Origin of the sequence: Streptomyces sp. H39-S7, assembly GCF_027158205.1 — a bacterium.
GTDB lineage: Bacteria > Actinomycetota > Actinomycetes > Streptomycetales > Streptomycetaceae > Actinacidiphila.
The window spans coordinates 92,056-114,035 of record NZ_JAPVLU010000021.1; the positions used below are offsets into that span (position 1 = coordinate 92,056).

At 71.2% G+C, this 21,980-nt stretch carries 18 protein-coding genes; 13 read left to right on the top strand and 5 right to left on the bottom strand.

From position 1 onward, the window contains the following. The first annotated feature begins 14 nt into the window (after positions 1-14). The 4 genes from O3X23_RS21505 to O3X23_RS21520 all read left to right on the top strand — a co-directional run bounded on the left by O3X23_RS21505 (position 15) and on the right by O3X23_RS21520 (position 6,824). Positions 15-1,556, top strand: a complete 1,542-nt coding sequence (locus O3X23_RS21505) for a 3' terminal RNA ribose 2'-O-methyltransferase Hen1 (protein ID WP_269273092.1) — start codon at positions 15-17, stop codon at positions 1,554-1,556. Then, a complete protein-coding gene (locus O3X23_RS21510; protein WP_269273093.1) occupies positions 1,553-4,129 on the top strand; it encodes a polynucleotide kinase-phosphatase in 2,577 nt (858 codons plus the stop codon). The genes O3X23_RS21505 and O3X23_RS21510 overlap by 4 nt, the downstream gene beginning before the upstream one ends. A gap of 117 nt (positions 4,130-4,246) precedes the next feature. Then, positions 4,247-4,618: a DUF805 domain-containing protein gene (locus tag O3X23_RS21515; protein WP_269273094.1), complete on the top strand. Its 372-nt coding sequence runs from the start codon at positions 4,247-4,249 to the stop codon at positions 4,616-4,618. A gap of 211 nt (positions 4,619-4,829) precedes the next feature. Then, positions 4,830-6,824 carry an elongation factor G gene (locus O3X23_RS21520; protein WP_269273095.1) on the top strand — a complete coding sequence of 665 codons (1,995 nt, stop codon included), beginning with the start codon at positions 4,830-4,832 and terminating at the stop codon, positions 6,822-6,824. Between the two features lie 22 nt (positions 6,825-6,846). On the opposite strand, the gene O3X23_RS21525 is transcribed toward O3X23_RS21520, so the two are convergent. Then, positions 6,847-7,446, bottom strand: a complete 600-nt coding sequence (locus tag O3X23_RS21525; protein WP_269273096.1) for a TetR/AcrR family transcriptional regulator — start codon at positions 7,444-7,446, stop codon at positions 6,847-6,849. 93 nt (positions 7,447-7,539) lie between these two features. Between O3X23_RS21525 and O3X23_RS21530 the strand changes: the two genes are divergently transcribed. After that, positions 7,540-7,965, top strand: coding sequence for a nuclear transport factor 2 family protein (locus O3X23_RS21530; RefSeq protein ID WP_269273097.1), 426 nt, complete (start codon positions 7,540-7,542; stop codon positions 7,963-7,965). Next, entirely contained in the window at positions 7,962-8,834 is an 873-nt protein-coding gene (locus O3X23_RS21535) for an NAD(P)H-binding protein (protein ID WP_269273098.1), read from the top strand. The genes O3X23_RS21530 and O3X23_RS21535 overlap by 4 nt, the downstream gene beginning before the upstream one ends. Before the next feature lie 26 nt (positions 8,835-8,860). Here the strand turns inward: O3X23_RS21535 and O3X23_RS21540 are convergent, their stop codons facing one another. From O3X23_RS21540 to O3X23_RS21550, 3 genes are all read right to left on the bottom strand, one after another. Then, positions 8,861-9,658 (bottom strand): VOC family protein, encoded by a 798-nt coding sequence (locus O3X23_RS21540; RefSeq protein ID WP_269273099.1) that lies wholly within the window; start codon positions 9,656-9,658, stop codon positions 8,861-8,863. A 110-nt stretch (positions 9,659-9,768) separates the two neighbouring features. Then, positions 9,769-10,800, bottom strand: a complete 1,032-nt coding sequence (locus O3X23_RS21545) for a PHP domain-containing protein (RefSeq protein ID WP_269273100.1) — start codon at positions 10,798-10,800, stop codon at positions 9,769-9,771. Between the two features lie 477 nt (positions 10,801-11,277). Next, a complete protein-coding gene (locus O3X23_RS21550) occupies positions 11,278-11,676 on the bottom strand; it encodes an SH3 domain-containing protein (protein ID WP_269273101.1) in 399 nt (132 codons plus the stop codon). A gap of 223 nt (positions 11,677-11,899) precedes the next feature. Between O3X23_RS21550 and O3X23_RS21555 the strand changes: the two genes are divergently transcribed. Beyond that, complete coding sequence (locus O3X23_RS21555; RefSeq protein WP_269273102.1) at positions 11,900-12,832, top strand: ArsR/SmtB family transcription factor; 933 nt, start codon at positions 11,900-11,902, stop codon at positions 12,830-12,832. Positions 12,833-13,005: 173 nt separating this feature from the next. Here the strand turns inward: O3X23_RS21555 and O3X23_RS21560 are convergent, their stop codons facing one another. Then, on the bottom strand, positions 13,006-13,764 hold the full coding sequence (locus O3X23_RS21560; protein ID WP_269273103.1) for a DeoR/GlpR family DNA-binding transcription regulator: 759 nt from the start codon (positions 13,762-13,764) through the stop codon (positions 13,006-13,008). Positions 13,765-13,988: 224 nt separating this feature from the next. On the opposite strand from O3X23_RS21560, the gene O3X23_RS21565 reads away from it, so the two are divergent. The 6 genes from O3X23_RS21565 (at position 13,989) to O3X23_RS21590 (ending at position 21,952) form a co-directional block, all read left to right on the top strand. Then, positions 13,989-14,936: an SIS domain-containing protein gene (locus O3X23_RS21565; protein ID WP_269273104.1), complete on the top strand. Its 948-nt coding sequence runs from the start codon at positions 13,989-13,991 to the stop codon at positions 14,934-14,936. Then, entirely contained in the window at positions 14,929-15,939 is a 1,011-nt protein-coding gene (locus O3X23_RS21570) for an ROK family protein (RefSeq protein ID WP_269273105.1), read from the top strand. The genes O3X23_RS21565 and O3X23_RS21570 overlap by 8 nt, the downstream gene beginning before the upstream one ends. Further along, positions 15,936-16,871 carry a 1-phosphofructokinase family hexose kinase gene (locus O3X23_RS21575; RefSeq protein ID WP_269273106.1) on the top strand — a complete coding sequence of 312 codons (936 nt, stop codon included), beginning with the start codon at positions 15,936-15,938 and terminating at the stop codon, positions 16,869-16,871. The genes O3X23_RS21570 and O3X23_RS21575 overlap by 4 nt, the downstream gene beginning before the upstream one ends. Continuing rightward, complete coding sequence (locus O3X23_RS21580) at positions 16,849-17,688, top strand: class II fructose-bisphosphate aldolase (protein WP_269273107.1); 840 nt, start codon at positions 16,849-16,851, stop codon at positions 17,686-17,688. The genes O3X23_RS21575 and O3X23_RS21580 overlap by 23 nt, the downstream gene beginning before the upstream one ends. A gap of 319 nt (positions 17,689-18,007) precedes the next feature. Then, the gene (locus O3X23_RS21585; RefSeq protein WP_443047924.1) at positions 18,008-20,362 is read left to right on the top strand and encodes a chitobiase/beta-hexosaminidase C-terminal domain-containing protein; all 2,355 of its coding nucleotides are present in this window, start codon (positions 18,008-18,010) and stop codon (positions 20,360-20,362) included. A gap of 180 nt (positions 20,363-20,542) precedes the next feature. Continuing rightward, on the top strand, positions 20,543-21,952 hold the full coding sequence (locus O3X23_RS21590) for a hypothetical protein (protein WP_269273108.1): 1,410 nt from the start codon (positions 20,543-20,545) through the stop codon (positions 21,950-21,952). Positions 21,953-21,980: the final 28 nt, after the last annotated feature.

A 21,980-nucleotide genomic window follows, 5' to 3' on the forward strand; every position in this document is an offset into this window, starting at 1 on the left:
CAATACTCGGGCGTGTGTTCCTGACGATATCTCTCACCGGCGACGACGAGCTTCCCGCAACGGACCTCGGCTTCCTGCTGCACAAGCACCCGGAGAAGGCCCAGGCTTTCTCGACCTCCTACGGCGACGCGCACGTCTTCTACCCCGAGGCGTCCGCACAGATCTGCACGGCCGCGCTCCTGCTGGAGGTGGATCCGGTGGCGCTGGTGCGACGCGCGAAGGGCAAGGACCAGGGCGGAACGCCCGACGCGGCGCTCGCGCAGTATGTGAACGACCGGCCGTACGCCGCCTCGTCGTTGCTGGCCGTGGCGTTGCGCACGGTGTTCTCCAGCGCCCTGCGGGGAGAGTGCCGCACGCACCCCGAGCGCGCCGCGGCCCCGCTGCCGCTGCGGATCGAGGTACCGGTGCTGCCCGCGCGCGGCGGCGCCGCCCTGGTGCGGGCGCTGTTCGAGCCGCTGGGCTGGACCGTCGGAGCCGAACCCATCGCTCTGGACCCGCAGTTCCCCGAGTGGGGCGACTCGCGGTACGTACGGCTGACGCTGCGGGGTGAACTGCGGCTGTCGGACGCGCTGCGGCACCTGTATGTCCTGCTGCCGGTGCTGGACGACTCCAAGCACTACTGGATCTCGTCCGACGAGGTCGACAAGCTGCTGCGCTTCGGGGAGGGCTGGCTGGAGAACCACCCCGAGCAGCAGTTGATCGCCAGCCGCTACCTGTCCCGCCGCGCGGCCCTGACGCGCCAGGCCATGGAGCGACTGGAGCTGGCCCGGCTCGCGGACGCCGACGACATCGAGGTCGAGGAGATCGACAACGCCGTCGACGAGAGCGCCGACACCGAGGAGAAGCCGGTGCCGCTCGCCGCGCGGCGACGCGACGCGATCCTCGAGGCGCTGCGCTCCGCGGGCGCGACCCGGGTCCTGGACCTCGGCTGCGGCCAGGGACAGCTGGTCGGTGAGCTGTTGAAGGACGTCCGGTTCACCGAGGTGGTCGGAGTCGATGTGTCGATTCGGGCACTGAACGCGGCCTCCCGCCGACTGCGTCTGGAGCAGATGGGCGAGCACAAGGCCGCCCGCGTCAAACTCCTGCAGGGCTCGCTCACCTACACCGACACCCGGCTCAAGGGCTATGACGCCGCCGTGCTCAGCGAGGTCATCGAACACCTCGACCTGCCGCGGCTGCCTGCCCTGGAGTACGCCGTGTTCGGCGCCGCACGGCCCGAGACCGTCATCGTCACGACGCCGAACTCCGAGTACAACGTGCGCTGGGAGACGCTGCCCGCCGGTCACGTCCGCCACTCGGACCACCGGTTCGAGTGGACCCGTGCGGAGTTCCGCGACTGGGCGGACCGGGTCGCGCGGAGGCACGGGTACGACGTGGCGTACGTCCCGGTAGGGCCCGACGACCCCGAGGTCGGCCCGCCGACCCAGCTGGCGGCCTTCACCCGGAGCGCCGGCAGCACCGTGCAGGCGCCACAGCTCGCGGGGACCACCCAGACCACCCGGACCGCTCAGCCCGCGCAGACCGCTCGGACCCCGAAGGAGGAGTCGGCCGCATGACCAGCAAGCGCACGCTTCCCGTGACCGACCTGTCCCTCGTGGTCCTCATCGGAGCGACCGGCTCCGGCAAGTCGACCTTCGCCGCCCGGCACTTCAAGCCCACCGAGATCCTGTCCTCCGACTTCTGCCGCGGCCTGGTCAGCGACGACGAGAACGACCAGGGCGCCAGCCGTGACGCCTTCGAGGTACTGCACTACATCGCGGGCAAACGGCTCGCCGCCGGCCGCCTGACCGTGATCGACGCCACCAGCGTGCAGAGCGAGAGCCGCAAGCAGCTCGTCAGCCTGGCCCGCCAGTACGACGTGCTGCCGATCGCCATCGTCCTCGACGTACCCGAGCAGGTCTGCGTCGAGCGCAACGCCGCGCGCCCCGACCGGGCCGGCATGCCCCAGCACGTCGTCCAGCGTCACCAGCGTGAACTGCGCCGTTCCCTGCGCGGCCTGGAACGCGAGGGCTTCCGCAAGGTGCACATCCTGCGCGGCACCGAGGAGATCGACAGCGCCGAGCTCGTCCTGGAGCGCCGCTACAACGACCTGCGGCACCTGACCGGCCCCTTCGACATCATCGGTGACATCCACGGCTGCCGATCCGAGTTGGAGGCGCTGCTCACCCAGCTCGGCTATGCCCTGGAACGGGACGCGGCGGGACGGCCGGTGGGCGCCGCGCACCCGCTCGGACGCACCGCCGTGTTCGTCGGCGACCTCGTCGACCGCGGTCCCGACAGCCCCGGTGTGCTGCGGCTGGTCATGGGCATGGTCGCCGCCGGCTCGGCACTGTGCGTGCCCGGCAACCACGAGAACAAGCTCGGCCGCTACCTCAAGGGCCGCAACGTGCAGCACACCCACGGGCTCGCCGAGACCATCGCGCAGTTGGAGAAGACCGCCGGGGAGGAGCCGGAGTTCAACGCCCGAACGCTGAAGTTCATCGAGTCGCTCGTCAGCCATTACATCCTCGACGAGGGCAGACTCGTGGTCTGTCACGCGGGGCTGCCGGAGAAGTACCACGGCCGCACCTCCGGCCGGGTCCGCTCGCACGCGCTCTACGGCGACACCACCGGTGAGACCGACGAGTTCGGCCTGCCCGTCCGCTACCCGTGGGCCGAGGACTACCGCGGCCGCGCCACCGTCGTGTACGGACACACGCCTGTTCCCGACACCTCGTGGATCAACAACACCATCTGCCTCGACACCGGTGCGGTGTTCGGCGGCAAGATGACCGCGCTGCGCTGGCCCGAGCGCGAGCTCGTCGACGTTCCGGCCGAGCGTGTCTGGTACGAGCCGGTGAAGCCGCTCGTCACCGAGACGCCGGGCGGCCTGGACGGCCGGCCGCTGGACCTCGCCGATGTGGCGGGACGGCGCGTCGTCGAGACGTCGCAGCACGGTCGGGTCGCGGTCCGGGAGGAGAACGCGGCGGCCGCGCTGGAGGTCATGAGCCGGTTCGCGGTCGACCCGCGGCTGCTGGCCTACCTGCCGCCGACGATGTCGCCCTGTGCGACCTCGCAGGTGGAGGGCTATCTGGAGCACCCGCGCGAGGCCTTCTCGGCGTACCGCGCGGACGGTGTGCGCCAGGTGGTGTGCGAGGAGAAGCACATGGGCTCGCGCGCGGTGGCGCTGGTCTGCCGTGACGCGGAGGTGGCGCGGACGCGCTTCGGTATCACCGAGCCGGACGTGAGCGGCGCCCTGCACACCCGCACCGGGCGGCCCTTCTTCAACGACCACGCGGTCACCGAGCAGATCCTGGCCCGGCTGCGCGAAGCGGTCACCACGGCCGGGCTGTGGGACGAACTGGAGACGGACTGGCTGCTGCTCGACGCCGAGTTGATGCCGTGGTCGCTGAAGGCGTCCGGTCTGCTGCGCAGGCAGTACGCCGCCGTGGGCGCCGCGTCGGGCGCGGTGCTCCCGGACGCGATCGCCGCCCTGGAGGCCGCGTCGGCACGCGGCACCGCGGTGGCGGACCTGCTCGCGCGCCAGCGTGGCCGGGCCACCGACGCCGCCGCGTTCACCGACGCCTACCGGCGCTACTGCTGGCCGACCGAAGGGCTGGACGGGGTGCGCCTCGCGCCCTTCCAGATCCTGGCCGTCCAGGGCCGCAGCCTCGCCGCGCTCCCGCACGACGAGCAGCTGACGCTGATCGACCGCCTGGTCTCCGACGACCCGACGGGACTGCTGCAGGCGACCCGCCGGCTCGTTGTCGACACCGGCGACGAGCAGTCCTTGGCGGCGGGCACCGAGTGGTGGCTGGAGCTGACCGGCGCCGGGGGCGAGGGCATGGTCGTCAAGCCGCTGCAGGCTCTGGTGCGCGGTGAGAACGGGCGCCTCGTGCAGCCCGGCATCAAGTGCCGTGGCCGTGAGTACCTGCGGATCATCTACGGTCCCGAGTACACCCGCCCGGACAACCTCGCCCGGCTGCGCTCCCGGTTCCTGGGCCACAAGCGCTCGCTCGCCCTGCGCGAGTACGCGCTCGGCCTGGAATCCCTCGACCGGCTGTCGGCGGGCGAACCGCTGTGGCGGGTCCACGAGGCGGTCTTCGCGGTCCTGGCCCTGGAGTCCGAACCGGTCGACCCCAGGCTGTGATCGCGGCCCCGGCCAAGGGGACATTTCCCCTTGACCGGGGCACGCCACGCCCCTAATGTTCTCCCCGTCCGGCCTGATCCATTAGGTCGGGCCTTCACAGTCCTATGGGGGGACGAAGTGCATTACTACCTCGATGTACTCAAGAAGTACGTGGTGTTCAGCGGGCGCGCACGGTGCCGGGAATACTGGATGTTCACCCTCTTCCAATTCGTCATCCTCGTAGTCCTGGTGGCCCTCGACGCGGTGGTGGGATCGAGTCCGTGGATCGAATTGGCGTACTTCGTACCCACGTTCCTCCCCGCCCTGGGAGTCACCGTCCGCCGGCTGCACGACACCGGTCGCAGAGGCTGGTGGGTGCTGCTCGGACTCATCCCGCTCGTGGGGTTCATCTTCCTGCTGGTCATCCTGAGCGGTGACAGCGAGCAGGAGACCAACGCGTACGGCCCGAACCCCAAGGCCGTCCCGGTGCAGGACCCGCACTTCGCCTGACCACGCGCCCTTCCCCGACTGCCCACCGGCTTCCGCCGGTGGGCAGTCGGCGTTCCGGGTGCTCCGTAAAGCGGTTGCCCTGCGCGCCGGACGTCTGGTGCACTTCTCCACGACCACGACAGCCCAGTTGATCCAGGAGTCCTGATTATGTGCGGAACTTTCATGTCCATCCAGGAGGGAATTTCCATCTATCTCAAGGACATGAAACCGAGTGCATACGCTGAACCTGGGAATCCTGGCGCATGTTGACGCCGGAAAGACAAGCCTGACCGAACGGCTGCTGCACGCGGCAGGCGTCATCGACACGATCGGCAGCGTCGATGACGGCAGTACCCAGACCGATTCCCTGTCGCTGGAACGGCAGCGCGGCATCACCATCAAGGCCGCCGTCGCCTCGTTCGTCGTCGCCGACGTCACCGTCAATCTGATCGATACCCCCGGCCACCCGGATTTCATCGCCGAGGTGGAGCGGGTGCTGAGCGTTCTCGACGGAGCCGTGCTGGTCATCTCCGCCGTGGAAGGCGTGCAGGCGCAGACCCGCGTGCTGATGCGCACGCTGCAGCGGCTGCACATCCCTACCCTGATCTTCGTCAACAAGATCGACCGCGGCGGCGCCCGGTACGACACCGTCCTCCGCGGCATCACCGAGAAGCTGGCCCCCGCGAGTATCGCGATGGGCCCGGCCACCGCGCTCGGCACGCGCGGTGCGACGATCCGGCCCTACAACGCCGTCGACGCGGATTTCACGTCCCGGCTCGTCGACCTCCTCACCGGTCGCGACGAGGCGCTGCTGGCCGCGTACGTGGACGACGAGGCCGCGCTCTCCTATCCCCGCCTGCGGGCCGAACTCGCGGCGCAGACGAAGCGGGCGCTGGTGCATCCGGTGTTCTTCGGCTCGGCGATCACCGGCGCGGGGGTGGACGCGCTGATCTCCGGTGTCACCGAGCTGCTGCCCACCGCGGCGAACGACGCCGACGGCCCCGTCTCGGGCACGGTCTTCAAGGTCGAACGCGGTCCCGCCGGGGAGAAGATCGCCTACGTCCGCATGTTCTCGGGAACGGTCCGGGTGCGCGACCGGCTGCCGTTCCGCGGCACCGAGGAGGGCAAGGTCACCGCGCTCAGCGTCTACGAGGACGGCTCGGACGTCCTGGCCGGCGCCGTCACCGCAGGCCGGATCGGCAAGTTGTGGGGCATGGGCGACGTCCGCATCGGCGACGCCGTCGGCGTTCCGCACCGGACGCGAACGAACGACCACCACTTCGCCCCGCCGACCCTGGAGACGATCGTCGCACCGGTTCACCCCGCTGACCGGGGAGCCCTGCATGTCGCGCTCACGCAACTCGCCGAGCAGGACCCGTTGATCAACCTGCGGCAGGACGATCTCCGGCGGGAGACCGCCGTCTCGCTCTACGGCGAGGTGCAGAAGGAGGTCATCCAGGCGACGTTGGCGGACGAGTTCGGCGTCGACGTCTCTTTCCGCGAGACCACGACGTTGCACATCGAACGGCCGGTCGGCACCGGTGCGGCCGTCGAGATCATGCACGCAGATCCGAATCCGTTCCTCGCGACGGTCGGGCTGCGCGTCGACCCGGCACCCGTCGGCAGTGGCGTCGCATTCCGGCTGGAGGTGGAACTCGGCTCGATGCCCTACTCGTTCTTCAAGGCGGTCGAGGAGACCGTCAAAGGCACCCTGCAGCAGGGCGTTCACGGCTGGCAGGTCACCGACTGCACGGTCACCATGACGCATTCCGGGTACGCGGCACGCCAGAGTCACGCCCATGCCGTCTTCGACAAGAGCATGTCGAGCACCGCAGGGGACTTCCGCAACCTGACGCCGCTGGTGCTGATGAGCGCGCTGCGGCAGGCGGTGAGCCAGGTGTACGAGCCGATGCACCGCTTCAGGCTCGACGTCCCCGCGGACCTGTTCGGGCTGGTGCTGCCCGTGCTGGCGCGGCTGCGCGCGGTGCCGCACTCCTCGGCGGCGCACGGCTCGTCGTACGTGGTGGAGGGCGCGATCCCGGCAGCCTCGGTGCATGGACTGGAGCGACAGCTGCCGTCGCTGACCCGCGGCGAAGGTGTGCTCGAGTGCGCCTTCGACCACTACCAGCCGGTCCGCGGCGAGGTGCCCACCCGGCCGAGGTCGGACCACGATCCGCTCAACCGCAGGGAGTACCTGATGCGGGTCGCCCGCCGGGCCGGCGGGTGACGGCGGAAGGGAGCGCCGCCCGTCAGGGGCGCTCCCTTCCGTCCCATGCTCCCAGGACCCTGGCGGTGTACGCCGCCAGGTCGGCGCGCAACTGCTCGCGCGTCGCGCCCTGTCGGCCGACGAGGTGTTCCACCAGGTCGGCGCGGGTGGCGGCGAGCAGCGCGTGGGCGGTGAAACCACTGTCGGCGAGGCCGGGTAGCTGTTCCAGCGCGGTCCGGAGCGTGGTGTGCCAGCGCTCGTAGTGCTCCGCCGCGTAGGGGCTGTCGCCGCCGGCTCCCTCCAGCGCCAGGGCGAGGTGGCGGTGGTCGAGCTTGAAGCAGAGGACGGCGTCGAGGAGGGCGGGTACCCGCTGGAGCGGTGGGGTGGCCGGCCCCAGGGGCGGCGCCCCCTCCTCGGCGGCGCGCCGGATCGGGGCGAGCCGCAGCTCGTACAGCGCGTGGATCAGGCCGGTGCGGTCGCCGAAGCCGCGAAAGAGCGTCGCCTTGCCGACGCCCGCCGCGGCCGCGATGTCGGCCATGGTGACCGACTCGGGGCTCTCGCACCGGGCGAAGAGGGTGTCGGCGGCGGCGAGGACGGCCTCACGATTGCGCGTGGCGTCGGCGCGCGGCTTGCGCTCGGTCATGCGGTTCCTCCGGTTGCGAAACGGACCACGGGTCCGTATCGTCGTCTGCATGAACCGGACCCACGGTCCGTATCGTACCGGATGGAGCCACCCATGAACGTGACCACCGCACCGGCCGACCTCTACCGGCAGGGCCTACGACTCCTCCTGGACAAGGACATCGCCGGCTGGATCGATCTGTGGGACGAGCACGGGATCGCCGAATTCCCCTTCGCCCCGGAAGGCTGGCCCAAGCGGCTGGAGGGCAGGACGGCCGTCGCCGAGTACATGCGCGGCTACCCCGACCACATCGACCTGCACGACATCCCCTCGGTGGAGATCCACCAGACCGTCGTCCCGGAGACCATCGTGGTGGAGATGCGCGGCGTCGGGCGCCTGGTGACCACCGGCAGCCCCTTCGACATGACCTACATCGCCGTGGTCACCGTCAAGCACGGCCTCATCACCCACTACCGCGACTACTGGAACCCGCTCGCACTCCAGGACCCCGCCACCCACTTCGCCGGGAGCAACGGATGACCACGTCGCAGAAGTTCACCCTGGTCATCGGCGCCACGGGCACCACCGGCAGCCGCGTCGCCGCCCGTCTGGCCGCCGCGGGCCGCCGCGTCAGGGCCGGCAGTCGGCGAGCCGGCCCCGCGCGGGGGTCCGATTCCGGGCAGGGGCCGGTGCCCGTGCGGTTCGACTGGGACAACCCCACCTCCTTCGCGGGTGCCCTCCAGGACGCGGACCGGATCTATCTCATCCCGCCGCTCGGCGCCCCCGACCCGGCGGCCGTCATGCTGCCCTTCCTCCGCGAGGCCCGCACGGCGGGCGTCCACCGGGCCGTACTGCTCAGCTCGTCGGCGATCCCCGCCGGGGGCCCGTCCGTGGGGCAGGTACACCAGGCGCTGCCCGGCCTCTTCTCCGAGTGGGCGGTCCTGCGGCCGTCGTGGTTCATGCAGAACTTCACCGGCGATCACGCGCACGCCAGGACCATCAGAGCGGACGGGACCATCCGAACGGCGGCCGGCGACGGCCGCGTCGGATTCGTCGACGCCGACGACATCGCCGCCGTCGCCGTGCACGCGCTGACCGCGGGACAGGCCCCGAACACCGACCTGGTCATCACCGGACCCCAGGCCCTGAGCTACGACGACATCGCCGCCGTCCTCACCCGCACCACCGGCCGGCCCGTCACCCACCACCGGCTGACCTACGAACAGATGCGCGACCGCCTGGCCGCCGACATGCCCGCCGAGTTCGCCGCGCTGCTCGCCGGCCTGGACCGCTCCATCGCCGAAGGCGCCGAGGACCGCACCACCGACACCGTCCTGCGCCTCACCGGGCACGCCCCCCGCAGCTTCCGCGCCGTCGCGGAACGGGAGCTGCCGCGCCTCCCGAACTGACCCGGACGCGTCAGGGCACGACGGGGCTACGGTTCCTCCGGCCCGGCGGCGGTCGTGGCGGCAACGCTGAACAAGGTGCCCTCCGGATCCCGCAGAAGGGTCGCCAGACCCGAAACCGTCTCCTCCGGTCCAGTGACGATCGCGCCTCCCGCCGCTTCGGCGCGCTCGGCGGCCAGGTGCGCGTGGGAGGTGCGGAACACGACCTGCCAGCGCGGGCGGACCTTCGGGTCCGGTGCCTCCTCCACCGCTCCGCCGTGCAGGACGGCCACCGTACGGCCGTGGATGTCGACGAAGACCTGATCGTCCTCGTACCGCAGGGTGCAGCGCTCGGGTGGTTCGGTGTCCCAGCCCAGAACCTGGCTGTAGAAGATCGCCGCGGCGAAGACGTCCCGGGTGCGCAGCTCGATCCCCAGACGGCGGCCACCGCCCCTGGCGGGCCACCGCGGCTCCCGGGGGCCCTCCCACAGGGCGAACGGCGCACCCGCCGGATCGACGGCCCAGGCCACCCGGCCAGGACCGAACGGGAGGGGACCGACGGCGACGGTGCCACCGCGTTCGCGGATCCTGCCCGCGGCGCGGTCGACACTGTCCACCGCGAAGTGCACCGCCCAGCAGGCGGGAACGCCGAAGGAGTGCCCCTTGACGCCGAGTCCGGCGAACGGCTCACCCTCACTGAGCGCCTCGACATAGTCGTCGAGCCCGAATCCGGGACGGTACTCCCAGCCGAGCACGCGACCGTAGAAGGCCTTGCTCGCGGGCAGGTCGGCGGCGGTCAGGCTCACCCAACACGGCGCGCCCTGGACCGCACTTTCCGAAGGAGCCATGTCTGCAGCCTCGCCTCACGCAGGGGACTCCGATCACTTTGCCACTGTTCGCGCTGGTTCGCCCAAGTAGAAGCCCTTTGCCCTACGGGGCAGGCCGGGACCGCGACCGGTCACCGGGGCAGAAGGGGCGCTTTCCGGGTGCGGGTCCATTCCGCCAGCTGGGGGGCGGTCCACGTGTTGATGACGCGCTCCGCCGGCACCCCGCAGGATTCGGCGCGCGCGCATCCCAGGATCTGCCAGTCGAGCTGACCGGGGGCGTGGGCGTCCGTGTCGATGGCGAAGAGCACTCCGGCGTCGACGGCCTGGAGCAGCAGGTCGTGCGGCGGGTCCTGGCGTTCCGGACGGCTGTTGATCTCGACCGCCGTTCCGGCCTCCGCGCAGGCCGCGAAGACCTGTTCCGCGTCGAACTGCGACGGCGGGCGGTGCCGCCCCGCCAGCAGCCGGCCGGTGCAGTGCCCCAGGACGTCCGTCAGGGGGTTGCGGATCGCGTTGATCATGCGGCGCGTCATGGCGGGAGAGTCCATCCGCAGCTCGGAGTGGCTCGAGGCGACCACCAGATCGAGCTGGTCGAGCAGGTCGGGTTCCTGGTCGAGGGAGCCGTCGGAGAGGATGTCGCACTCGATACCCGTCAGCAGACGGAACGGCGCCCACTGCTCGTTCAGTTCGGCCACCACCTCCAACTGGTGGCGCAGCCGCTCGGGCGACAGGCCGTTGGCGATGGTCAGGCGGGGTGAGTGGTCGGTGAGCACGGCCCACTCGTGCCCGAGCTCGGCCGCTGTCCGGCCCATCGCCTCGATGGGGCTGCCGCCGTCGGACCAGTCGGAGTGCAGGTGGCAGTCGCCGCGCAGCAGGGCGCGGAGCGCGGTTCCGCCCTCCACGAGCGGCGCCGCCGCCTCCGCCTCCAGCTTTTGGAGGTAGCCGGGCACCGTGCCGGCCAGGGCCTCCTTGACGACCTGTGCCGTCTTGGGGCCGATGCCCTTCGCCGCCTGCAACGTACCCGCCGCCGAACGGGTGGCGACCTCCTCGGGCGGCAGCCCGGCCACCACCTCCGACGCCGTGCGGAACGCGTCCACCCGGTAGGTGGCCGCCTGAGCGCGCTCCAGCAGGAAGGCGATCCGGTCCAGTGCCGTCACCGGTTCCACAGTGGCCTCCTCGGGCCGGCCTCCTGCCTCACCCGGCCGCCTCCGGAGGGAGGGACGGCGCGGCGCGGCGGCGGGCCGCCGCACGCACCGTTCCACTGTCGCCCGGCCCCGCCGCCGGCGCACCCCGAACGCTTCCGAGCCCCTCGGCGGAGCTCCTGACGACGTGCGGCCTCCGGCTCGCGTGACGGCCCCGCACCGCCGGGCCACCGGGCGGTGCGAGGTCATCAGCGGGTCGACGTCAGCGCCGCTGCAGGTACTTGACGTTGTTACCGAGCGCCGAATGCAGAACTCTCAGCGCTGAATCACGTACGCCTGCCACTGGGCCGGCCGGCTCCCGCAATGGCGACCCCCGCCAGCGCAGGAGCCGACCGAGTGGCCCCACCCCGCGCCGAGTGAAGCCCGGGACCTCCCCTCCCTCATGTGTGTCTGCCTGTCCACCAGGCGAGCGGGCCGTACCGCTTTTCTGGAGTCGCCCTCTCAGCAGTGCTGAGTGGCTCCGCGGGTGAAGCCGTCAGGGTTGAGGGTGAGATTGGCGTCGGACATCCACCCCTCGGTTCCGGTGCCGGCGATCCGCGCCCACGTCCAGGTGTTGCCGTACTCGTTGACGGTGTAGCAGTGGTAGTAGAGGTAGGTCCCGTTGTACGTCTGACCGGAGTACGAGCAGGCCGCGTAGGGGCCGGACTTCAGGGCGTAGGTGCCGGTGGAGGAACCGGAACCGCTGTCCTTGTTGCTGTGGTTCCAGCCGCTGCAGCTCACCGTGGCCGCGGCCTGGCTCGGCGTGGCGACCGCGAGACTCGACGCCAGCGCAAGGCCGGTCGTGGCGAGCGCGAGAACGGCCTTCCTCTTGGTGCCCTTGAACGTGATACCTGCTGCCATGAGCTTCCTCCTCAGAAAGAGCGTGGTGCCTGCTTCCGTTCGTCAGCCTGTCCCACCCGGACAAGCCAGGCCGACCTGTTTCAACCTGGCTTGAAACACGGACCGCTGAAACAATCACGAGTGATCTCCAGGCAGGACTCACAACGGAGGAACCGTGGTCTACCGGATCCATTTCACGGCGGACGATCTGGCCCGGACCAGAGTGTCGGAGGGGCCGAGGCCGATGTTGGAACTGGCGAACGCGGTGCGGGTCCTGCAGGACCGGAGTCAACCGGTCCGGTACGAGGTATGGCGGCGGCGGGCCCGTGCCCGGTTACCCCCGCAGGCGCGCCTGGCCCTCGGGCTGATCCCCCCGCGTGGTTGGACACCGACTTTCCTGGCCCGCGGGCAACCGGGCAGCCCGCAGGATCTGCTGGAACAGATCCGCTCCACCTCACCGCAGGAGATCCGTCAGACCCTGGCGGGCCTCGCGGAACACCAGCCGCTGCCGTCCTGGTCCCGGCAGTTGGGCGATGACCCCCGTGTGCTGCAGCAGTTGGCGGACAGCATGCACGTCCTGCACGCGACGGTCCTGGGCCCGTACTGGCCCTCCGTGACAACCAGCCTCGCCGCCGATCGTGCCGTGCGGATGCGCGAGATGCTCGACGGTGGCGTCGAGCGTCTGCTGACCGGTCTGTACCCGCCCCGTGTCCGGTGGAGATCGCCGACGCTGGAAGTCGCCATGGCCTCCGGCATCGAGGGGGATCTGCGGTTGGAGGGCCGGGGGCTGCTGCTGGTGCCGTCGCTGTTCGGATCACAGTCACCGGTCATTGACCCGGATGCCGAGCCGCAGCCCCTCTTGACCTACCCGGTCGACTTCGGTGCGACATCGACCCCCCTGACCCCGTTCTCCGAGGTGTCCGTGTCCCGCAACGCATCGGCGGCGCTGACGGCACTGCTGGGCCGGACCCGTGCCGCCGTCCTGCATGCCATCGCCACGCATCCCGGGTGCAACACCGCCGAGCTCGCCGGTGTGCTGGGTATCGGCCCCTCCGGCGCCAGCCAACACGCCACAGTCCTGCGACAGGCCGGACTGGTCACGACTCTCAGGCACCGCAACAACGCGGTGCACACCCCCACCAGCGCCGGCCTCAATCTCCTCATGCAAGGCACCTGATCACCTACCGCGATGTGCATGGCGTCCATGAGCGCAGGGCAGTGGGTCAGTTGGCGGAAGGCACAGGTTCCCTCGTGAGCGCCACCCACGGTAGATTGGTCCAGACCTACCGTCAACAGGTCTGGACCAACTCCGCATCTGCCAACTCCGCACCGCCGGAAGCGAACGACCGGTCAGGCCCGCAGCACCCGGACTCCGCAGTCGGCAATGGTCTGCTCCCCGGACTCGTCGAGGCCGTCGTCGGTGACGAGGTCGTCGATGTCGGCGAGCGGGCAGATCTCCGCGAACGTCACGCGACCGACCTTGGTGCTGTCCGCGACAACCACGGAGCGCGCACTGCTGCGCAGGAACGCCCGGTCGGTGTGAGCCTCCATCTCGTCGTGCGTCGTGCACCCCTCGCTGGCGGTCAGGCCGTCCACCCCGATGAAGGCGATGTCCAGGTTGTACTGGGCGAGCATGCGCTCCGCGGCCGGCCCGACCAGTTCGTAACTGGCCGTCCGGGCGTTCCCGCCGATGACCACGAGGCGGATCTCGGAGCGGGCGATCAGGTCGGCGGCGATGTTGACCGCGTTGGTGACGACGGTGATACCGCTCCGATCGGCCAGCGCCCGGGCGATCTCGGTGACCGTGGTGCCTCCGGTCATCCCGACCACCGCCCCGTCCGGGACCAGGCGTGCCGCGGCGAGTGCGATCCGCCGCTTCTCCACCTGCTGGCGTCCCGCACGGTGGCGCAGCGGCAACTCCAGATTGAACGTGCCGGTCACCGCGCCGCCGCGGGTGCGGTGCAGGAGGCCCTGCTCGTGCAGCGTCTGCAGATCGCGTCGGACCGTCGCCCCCGACACCCCGAGCAGCTCGGTGAGCACATGGACGTCGGCGCTGCCCTCCTTGGAGATGTGATCAAGGATCCGGGCGATTCTGTCAACTTTGAGCATGGGGGGAGTCTAGCTCCAGGTCAGAGCGGCGGGACGGGCAATTCCCATCTCCCAGCGGGACGGATCCACAACATTCCGGCCTCGGCGACTGGACCCGGGAGCGGGACTGGTGAATACTCCGCGACACAGCTAAGGCGATCAGATTTGCTCGATAAATGCATGGTTGAATCAGTTCTGATCAAATATATTGCGAGTCCCGTCACCACCTTCGAAGGAAGCTCCGTATGCCCACGCCCTCCCGTACCTCCGCCGAGATCGCCACCCAGCCCGCCTGCTGGCGGCAGGCGGCCCGATCGCTCCCCGCCCACGCCGCCGCACTCCCCCGCCGGGGCGAGCGCGTCGCCGTCGTCGGCTGCGGCACCTCCTGGTTCATGGCGCAGTCCTACGCGGAGCTGCGCGAGAGCGGGGGTCACGGCGAGACCGACGCCTTCGCCGCCTCGGAGTTCCCGGCCGGGCGTCGGTACGACCGGATCCTGGCGATCACCCGTTCCGGCACCACCACCGAGGTGCTGGACCTGCTCGGCCGCGCGCGCGACGCCGGCGTGCCCACGACGGCGATCACCGCCGACCCGGCGACCCCCGTGATGACGGCGGCCGGCTCCCTGGTGGTCCTGGACTTCGCCGACGAGGAGTCGGTCGTGCAAACCCGGTTCGCCACCACCGTGGTCGCCCTGCTCCGTGCCCACCTGGAGGCCGAGGGGGCGCTGCCGCCGGGGGTGCGCTCCATCGCCGAGGCCGCCGAGCACGCGGAGCGGGCCGTCTCGGAGCAACTGGCCGCCGAGGTGTGCGGAGCCGAGCAGTTCACCTTCCTCGGCACCGGCTGGACGTACGGCCTGGCGCTGGAGGCGGGGCTGAAGATGCGGGAGGCCGCGGGCGCGTGGACCGAGGCGTACCCCGCCATGGAGTACCGCCACGGGCCGATCAGCATCACCGGGCCCGGGCGCGTGGCGTGGATGTTCGGTTCGCTGCCGCAGGGGCTCGCGGACGATGTCGCCCGGGTCGGCGGCACGCTCGTCGCCGGGTCCGGGACCGGCACCGCGGCCCTCGACCCGCTGGCCGACCTCGTGCGCGCCCAGCGGCTGGCCGTCGCCATCGCCGAGTCCCGCGGCTACGACCCGGACCGGCCGCGCAACCTCACCCGGTCCGTGGTCCTGGACGGCCGCCATGCGTGAGGGCCGTGACGCGGGCGAGTGCGTGATCGCCGTGGATGTCGGCGGCACCGGCATCAAGGGGGCACTTCTCGACCGGGAACTGCTGCTGGCCACCGTGCGCCGGCCGACCCCGCGGGCCGCGGGACCGGAGGCGGTGGTGGACGTCATCACCGAGACGCTGCGCGCCCTCGCCCAGCAGGCCCGTGACGAAGGACTGCGGGTCCGCAGAGCGGGCGTGGTCGTCCCCGGGCACGTCGACGAGGACCTCTCCCACGCCGTCTACTCCGCCAACATCGGCTGGCGCGACCTCCCGCTCGCCAACCTCCTCGAGCGGCGCACCGCGCTGCCCGTGACGCTGGGACACGACGTCCGGGCCGGAGGGCTCGCCGAGTGTGTCCTGGGGGCGGCCCGCGGCGCCCGCGACGTGCTCTTCGTGGCCATCGGCACCGGCATCGCCGCCGCCGTCATCAGCGACGGGCGGCCCGTCCGGGCCGGGGGCCACGCGGGCGAACTCGGCCATGTGGTCGTCGATCCCGGCGGCGCGCGGTGCCCGTGCGGCGGCCGCGGCTGCCTGGAGACGGTGGCCTCCGCGGTCGCGATCAAGGCGGCCTTCACCGCGCGCACCGGCCGTTCCGTGCAGGGCGCCGACGAGGTGGCGGCGCTGGTGGCGCAGGGCGACACCGACGCCGTGGCGGTCTGGGACCGCGCGGTCGACGCGCTCGCGTCGGCCCTGGCGACCGCGTCCTCACTGCTCGGCCCCGAACTCGTCGTTCTCGGCGGAGGCCTCGCCCAGGCCGGTGACACCCTCCTCCAACCCGTCCGTGCCCGCCTGGCCGAGCGGCTGACGTTCCAGCGCAGGCCGGCCGTCGTGCGGGCGGCGCTGGGCGACATGGCCGGCTGCCTGGGCGCCGGACTCTACGCCTGGCAGGCCGTGGACTGCGTGACGCGCGGCACCGGCGCGGGGGACGTGGAGTTCGCCGTGCGCGGTGCCACCGCCGGTTCCGCGGGGGCCGGGTCACGGTGATCCTGACCGTTACGCTCAACGCCGCCCTCGACGTCACCTACGTCGTCGACCGCCTCGTACCCCGCACCTCGCACCGCGTCGACACCGTGCACGAGCGCGCCGGCGGCAAGGGCGTCAACGTCGCCCGGGTGCTCTCCGCGCTGGGCTGGCCGACGGTGGTGACCGGCCTGTGCGGCGGTGACACCGGCGCCAGGCTGCGCGGTGAACTGCGCACGGCCGGCCCGCGCGACGAGCTGGTGCCCATCGCGGGCGAGTCCCGGCGCACCCTGACGGTCGTCTCGCGCGCGGACGGTGACGCCACCGTCTTCAACCAGGGCGGACCATCGGTGACGGCCGGCGAGTGGGAGGCCTTCACCACGCGGTACGCGCTCCTGCTGCGTGACGCGGACGTGGCGGTGCTGTCGGGCAGCCTCCCGCCGGGCCTGCCGGCCGACGCGTACGCGCACCTCGTCACCCTGGCCCGCGAGAGGGGTGTCGCCACGATCCTGGACACCAGTGGTCCCGCGCTGAGCGCCGCACTGCCCGCCGGCCCGGACGTGGTCAAACCCAACGCCGACGAACTCGTCGCCGTCACCGGCCGCCAGGACCTCGCGGACGCGGCGGCCCGCCTGCGGGCGATGGGTGCCCGCGGCGTCGTGGCCTCCCATGGTCCCGACGGGCTGCACGCGATCACCGAACAGGGCACGTGGCGCGCCACGCCGCCCGAGCGGCTGGCGGGCAACCCGACCGGTGCGGGCGACGCGTGCGTCGCGGCGCTGGCGGCCGGGCTCGCCACCGGCGCGCCGTGGCCCGCCATGCTCTGCGAAGCCGTCGCCCTGTCGGCCGCCGCCGTGCTGCGTCCTACGGCGGGCGACTTCGACGCCGACGCCTACCGCCGTTTCCGTACCGCCGTTTCCGTGGAGGAAGTCCATGCCGCTCGCAGCCACCCATGAGATCGCCGACGACGCGGCCGGAAGGGCCGTGGGCGTGGGCGCGTTCAACGTCGTGCAGTTGGAGCACGCCCAGGCCATCGTCGCCGGCGCCGAGGCGGCCGGGCTTCCGGTGATCCTGCAGATCAGTGAGAACACCGCCCGCTACCACGGCTCCCTCGAACCGATCGCCCTCGCTTCACTGGCCATCGCGCGGTCGGCGCGGGTCCCGGTGGCAGTCCATCTCGACCACGCGGAGTCCGCGGCCCTCGTGCACGAGGCGGTCGAACTCGGCTTCACCTCGGTCATGTTCGACGCGGCCAAGCTCCCCTACGCCGACAACGTCGCCGCCACCCGGGAGATCACCGCCCACTGCCACCGCCGGAAGGTGTGGGTCGAGGCCGAACTCGGCGAGATCGGCGGGAAGGACGGCGCCCATGCCCCCGGTGTCCGCACCGATCCGGACGAGGCGCGTGACTTCGTCGCCGCCACCGGGGTCGACGCGCTCGCCGTGGCGGTGGGCAGCTCCCACGCCATGCGCACCCGCGACGCCGTCCTCGACTTCGACCTGATCACCCGGCTGCGCGACGCCGTCGGCGTCCCCCTGGTCCTGCACGGCTCCTCCGGAGTCGGGGACGCGGACCTCATCCGGGCGGTGGCGGCGGGCATGACGAAGGTCAACATCTCGACCCACCTCAACCGGACGTTCACCCGGGTGGTCCGGACGCACCTGAACGCCGATCCGGCCGTCTCCGACCCCCGCAAGTACCTCGGCCCGGCCCGCGACGCGGTCGCGGCGGAGGTCGCCCGTCTGCTGCGGGTGCTGGCCGGCACGTCCTGAGCCCTCGCTCTCCCCTGACGTCGCCCATCGGCTTCACCTCATGGCCCTCTCTCCGCAACTCATCGCGGGAGAGGGCCGTTTGTGTTCAAGAGTTGAATTCTGCCCGTCATCTTGACGACTCGCCGCCGTCACTTAACACTGCCTAAGCAGATCCAGTGTCTTCGGCGATCCGCAGATTGAGAGCGTTTTCAAGCGGTTGAATCCAAGGTTTAAACCCGAGCCACATCCCCCAATACGCAGTTTTACGACCCACTTCACCTTTCTTCCGCGCCGACTCGGTGTTCACTTCACGAATCCAGGCGAAAGGACCCCCCCACCCATGCGCAGCACCGCCCCTCCCGGCCCCATGCGTCCTCCCCCACGCCTCCACCAGCGCACCGTCGCCCTGCTGAGCGTGCTCGTCCTGGCGCTGACCGGGCTGCTCGGCCTCAGTCAGCTCACCGGTCCCGCCTCGGCGGCCGCGGCCGACTACACCCAGAGCGTCACGCAACTGAGCACAACGCAGGCCCAGATATCCTTCACGCCGACCACGAGCGCGCTCTATGTCGATGTGCACTACACGGTCAACGGCGCCGGCCAGCAGAACGTCCGCATGACCAACAGTGCGGGCACCTGGACCAAGACCGTCGACTCACTCGCCAACGGGTCGCTCCTGGACTACTGGTTCACCTACGAGAAGAGCGGACCGCAGTACGACACCCCCCACTTCACGTACACCCAGGGCGGGGGCGGCACCGGGACGGTGGCCACCCCGACCTTCAATCCGGCGGGCGGCAGCTACACCTCGGCCCAGAGCGTGACGCTCGCGGACGCGACGGCCGGCGCGAGCATCCACTACACCCGTGACGGCTCCACCCCCACCGCCACGTCCACGCTGTACAGCGCGCCGATCAGCGTGACCGCGACGACCACCGTCAAGGCCATCGCCGTGAAGGCCGGCCTCACCAACTCGGCAGTGGCGAGTGCCACTTACACGATCGGCGCATCCGCCGGCTGCCCCACGCAGTCGGACACGCCGAACTTCGGCCCGAACGTCCACATCTACGACCCGAGCATGTCGAGCGCCACCATCCAGGCGCAGCTCGACGCACAGTTCGCGCAGATGAAGGACACCAACACCGCGCAGTTCAGCTCCAACCGGGTGGCCCAGCTGTTCAAGCCGGGCACGTACAACGTCGACGACAACGTCGGCTTCTACACCTCGGTGGCCGGCCTCGGGCAGAACCCGGGCGACGTGACGATCAACGGCCACGTCACCGTGGACGCCTTCAACGCCTCCGACGCGGGCAACGCGACGCAGAACTTCTGGCGTTCGGCCGAGAACCTGGCGATCAACCCGGTCGGCGGCAACCGCTGGGCCGTGGCCCAGGCGGCCCCGTTCCGCCGGATCGACGTCCGCGGCGACCTGCAGCTCTACCCGGCCAGCTACGGCTGGGCCAGCGGCGGCTACATCGCCGACACCAAGGTCAGCGGTCAGACCGCGTCCATCTCGCAGCAGCAGTGGTACACCCGCGACAGCAACCTGGGCAGCTGGGCCGGCGGCGTGTGGAACATGGTCTTCTCCGGCACCACCGGCGCTCCGGCCAACACCTTCCCCAACCCGCCCGAGACCACGCTGGCCACCACCCCCGTCTCCCGTGACGTGCCCTACCTGTACGTCGACGGCGCCGGCAAGTACCGGGTGTTCCTCCCGTCGCTGCGCACCAACGCCTCCGGCGCGAGCTGGGCGAACGGCAGCACCCCCGGCACCTCGCAGCCGATGAGCCAGTTCTACGTGGTCAAGGCCGGCGACACCGCCGCGACCATCAACAACGCGCTCTCACAGGGCTGCAACCTGTTCGTCACCCCCGGCGTCTACCACCTGAACCAGACGCTGAACATCAACCGGGCCAACACCGTCGTGCTCGGCATCGGCTACCCGACGTTCGTTCCGGACAACGGCGTCAACGCGATCCAGGTCGCCGACGTGGACGGAGTCCGCCTCAAGGGCCTGCTGATCGACGCCGGGACCACCAACTCGGCGGCGCTGGTGACCGTCGGCCCGGCCGGATCGTCCGCCAACCACGCGGCCAACCCGACCACCATCCAGGACGTCTTCTTCCGGATCGGCGGCCAGATCGCCGGCAAGGCGACGACCAGCCTGATCGTCAACAGCAACAACACGATCATCGACCACATCTGGGCCTGGCGCGCCGACCACGGCACGCCGGGGACGTTCGGCTGGACGATCAACACCGCGGACACCGGCGTGATCGTCAACGGCGCGAACGTCCTGGCGACCGGACTGTTCGTCGAGCACTACCAGAAGCACGAGGTCATCTGGAACGGCCAGAACGGCAAGACGATCTTCTTCCAGAACGAGATGCCGTACGACGTGCCGGACCAGGCCGCGTGGAAGAGCTCGGCGAGTGTCAACGGATATGCCGCCTACAAGGTGGGGGCGGGCGTCACCACCCACGAGGCGTGGGGACTCGGCAGCTACTGCTACTTCAACGTCAACCCGGCGGTGAACAGCTACCACGCGTTCGAGGTGCCCAACACCCCGGGCGTACGGTTCCACAACATCCTGACCGTCTCACTGGGCGGCAACGGCACCATCACCCATGTCATCAACGACACGGGGGCGCTGACCCCGGCGGGCACCGTGCCCAGCAACGTGGTCGCCTACCCGTGACCGGATGGCGATGACCTGACACAGAAGGCGGACCCGGGGCCCCTCGCGAACGGCGAGGGGCCCCACGTCCGCCCGGACCGCAAACGGCTGGCAGAACGCGGTCGGGCGAGCTACGATCACCGCGATGATGAATCAGACAGCTCACAGATCGGGGGTCCCGTCCGCGCAAGGTGAGTGCTGATGCTCACTCAGACCGCGAACAGGGACACCCGACTTTCCTTCTGGCTGCGCGTGCGGGAGTACGCCGTGCCGCCGTCCATGATCGAGACCGCGACCGCCCGCCGCCGTGCCGGGGACTGGGCAGGGGCCTGCGCTGCCGCGGGCATCGACGTCGATCTCCGTCTGCGCTCCGTGGCGCACACACACGGCCGCGACCTCGCGGCCCGAGTCCGGTCCGATCTCCGCCATCTGGTGCCTGACCTGCTGCGCTGGCACATGCCGCGCATCGCCCCCAGCGGGCTGCTGCGTCCGGGCCTGACCATCGCACTGGCCCGGTACGACGACGCGGGGCGCGACGGTGCGAGACCGGTGCACCTCGTGGCCCGCACCCCGCCCGCCTGGGCGGACGCCGGTCAGCGCATCAGCCTCGCGCTGTGGGACGCATCCCCTGCGGCCGCCGGCACCGGCCGCCATCCGCATCCCCATCCCAACCGCCGGTTCCGCCTGGACCTGCACCGGCACCTGTGGGACGCGCGCAGGACCGACGAACTTCGGATCCGCTCCGGCGCGCCGGATTCGCCGGCGCCGCGACCGGAGTTGCTCGGAGCCGAGCTCCTGGAGGCGGTACCGCCGGGGCGTCCCCGCGCCGTCGACCGGTGGGCCGCCGAGGCGGAGATCCTGCTCCGCGCGGACGGGCTGCCCGACGGCCCGGTCACCGTGCGGTTCGACGCCCGCCATCGACTGGTCCTGGATCCGGTCGCGGCCGCGGACGGCGCCGGGTCGTCGTCCGCGCTGCGGATCACGGCGGCCCCCACTACCGGCAGTGCTGCCGCGCTGCCGGTGCTGCCCGACGCGGCGGCCTGGGTGCCACCCGATCTGGAGCTGATCCGCACCGGTTCGATCGAGGCCGGCCGGCTGCACCCGCTGGTGGCCTCGTCCCTGGTACCGGGTCACCCACCGGACGGGCTGCCCCGGGCCCCGCACCGGCCGGGGCAGCCGCGCCTGGTGGAGTGCCGGGGAGCTCAGCACCGGATCGCCCTGGTCGACGGGGTCCTGGCCCCGATGGACCACGACCCGGTCGAGATCCGGCGGGAGGAGCTGCTGGTCGAACTGACCGGTACTCCGCTGCCCTGCCTGCGCGCCATCGACGAGGCACACCGCCGTCCCGACTGCCTCACCGGTGTCCGCGAACGCCTGGACCACGGCGACACCGCCGGTGCGCTGGCCGTCGTCGAGGGCCTGCTGGGGCCCGACGCGCTGCTGCGCGCCGGGGCGCTGCGCGACGAACTGGAGACAGCGGCGCTGCGGCGGATCACCTACGGGCTGTACCGGTCGGGGCTGATCGGAGCCGGGCCCGACCGCGTCCCTCCGACCGGCCCGCACCACCGCCGCGCCGACCGCGCCCGCCCGCGCCACGCCCACTTCTGCTGAGCCGGGGCCTCCGCCCGGTACCCGCTCG

What these genes read in the sequence shown, in the direction of transcription:
- O3X23_RS21580 (WP_269273107.1), top strand. Translation starts at nt 16,849, where the DNA reads ATGCCGCTCGCAGCCACCCATGAGATCGCCGACGACGCGGCCGGAAGG.
- O3X23_RS21530 (WP_269273097.1), top strand. Translation starts at nt 7,540, where the DNA reads ATGAACGTGACCACCGCACCGGCCGACCTCTACCGGCAGGGCCTACGA.
- O3X23_RS21560 (WP_269273103.1), bottom strand. Translation starts at nt 13,764, where the DNA reads ATGCTCAAAGTTGACAGAATCGCCCGGATCCTTGATCACATCTCCAAG.
- O3X23_RS21555 (WP_269273102.1), top strand. Translation starts at nt 11,900, where the DNA reads ATGTTGGAACTGGCGAACGCGGTGCGGGTCCTGCAGGACCGGAGTCAA.
- O3X23_RS21570 (WP_269273105.1), top strand. Translation starts at nt 14,929, where the DNA reads ATGCGTGAGGGCCGTGACGCGGGCGAGTGCGTGATCGCCGTGGATGTC.
- O3X23_RS21550 (WP_269273101.1), bottom strand. Translation starts at nt 11,676, where the DNA reads ATGGCAGCAGGTATCACGTTCAAGGGCACCAAGAGGAAGGCCGTTCTC.
- O3X23_RS21540 (WP_269273099.1), bottom strand. Translation starts at nt 9,658, where the DNA reads ATGGCTCCTTCGGAAAGTGCGGTCCAGGGCGCGCCGTGTTGGGTGAGC.
- O3X23_RS21585 (WP_443047924.1), top strand. Translation starts at nt 18,008, where the DNA reads ATGCGCAGCACCGCCCCTCCCGGCCCCATGCGTCCTCCCCCACGCCTC.
- O3X23_RS21590 (WP_269273108.1), top strand. Translation starts at nt 20,543, where the DNA reads ATGCTCACTCAGACCGCGAACAGGGACACCCGACTTTCCTTCTGGCTG.
- O3X23_RS21565 (WP_269273104.1), top strand. Translation starts at nt 13,989, where the DNA reads ATGCCCACGCCCTCCCGTACCTCCGCCGAGATCGCCACCCAGCCCGCC.
- O3X23_RS21535 (WP_269273098.1), top strand. Translation starts at nt 7,962, where the DNA reads ATGACCACGTCGCAGAAGTTCACCCTGGTCATCGGCGCCACGGGCACC.
- O3X23_RS21525 (WP_269273096.1), bottom strand. Translation starts at nt 7,446, where the DNA reads ATGACCGAGCGCAAGCCGCGCGCCGACGCCACGCGCAATCGTGAGGCC.
- O3X23_RS21510 (WP_269273093.1), top strand. Translation starts at nt 1,553, where the DNA reads ATGACCAGCAAGCGCACGCTTCCCGTGACCGACCTGTCCCTCGTGGTC.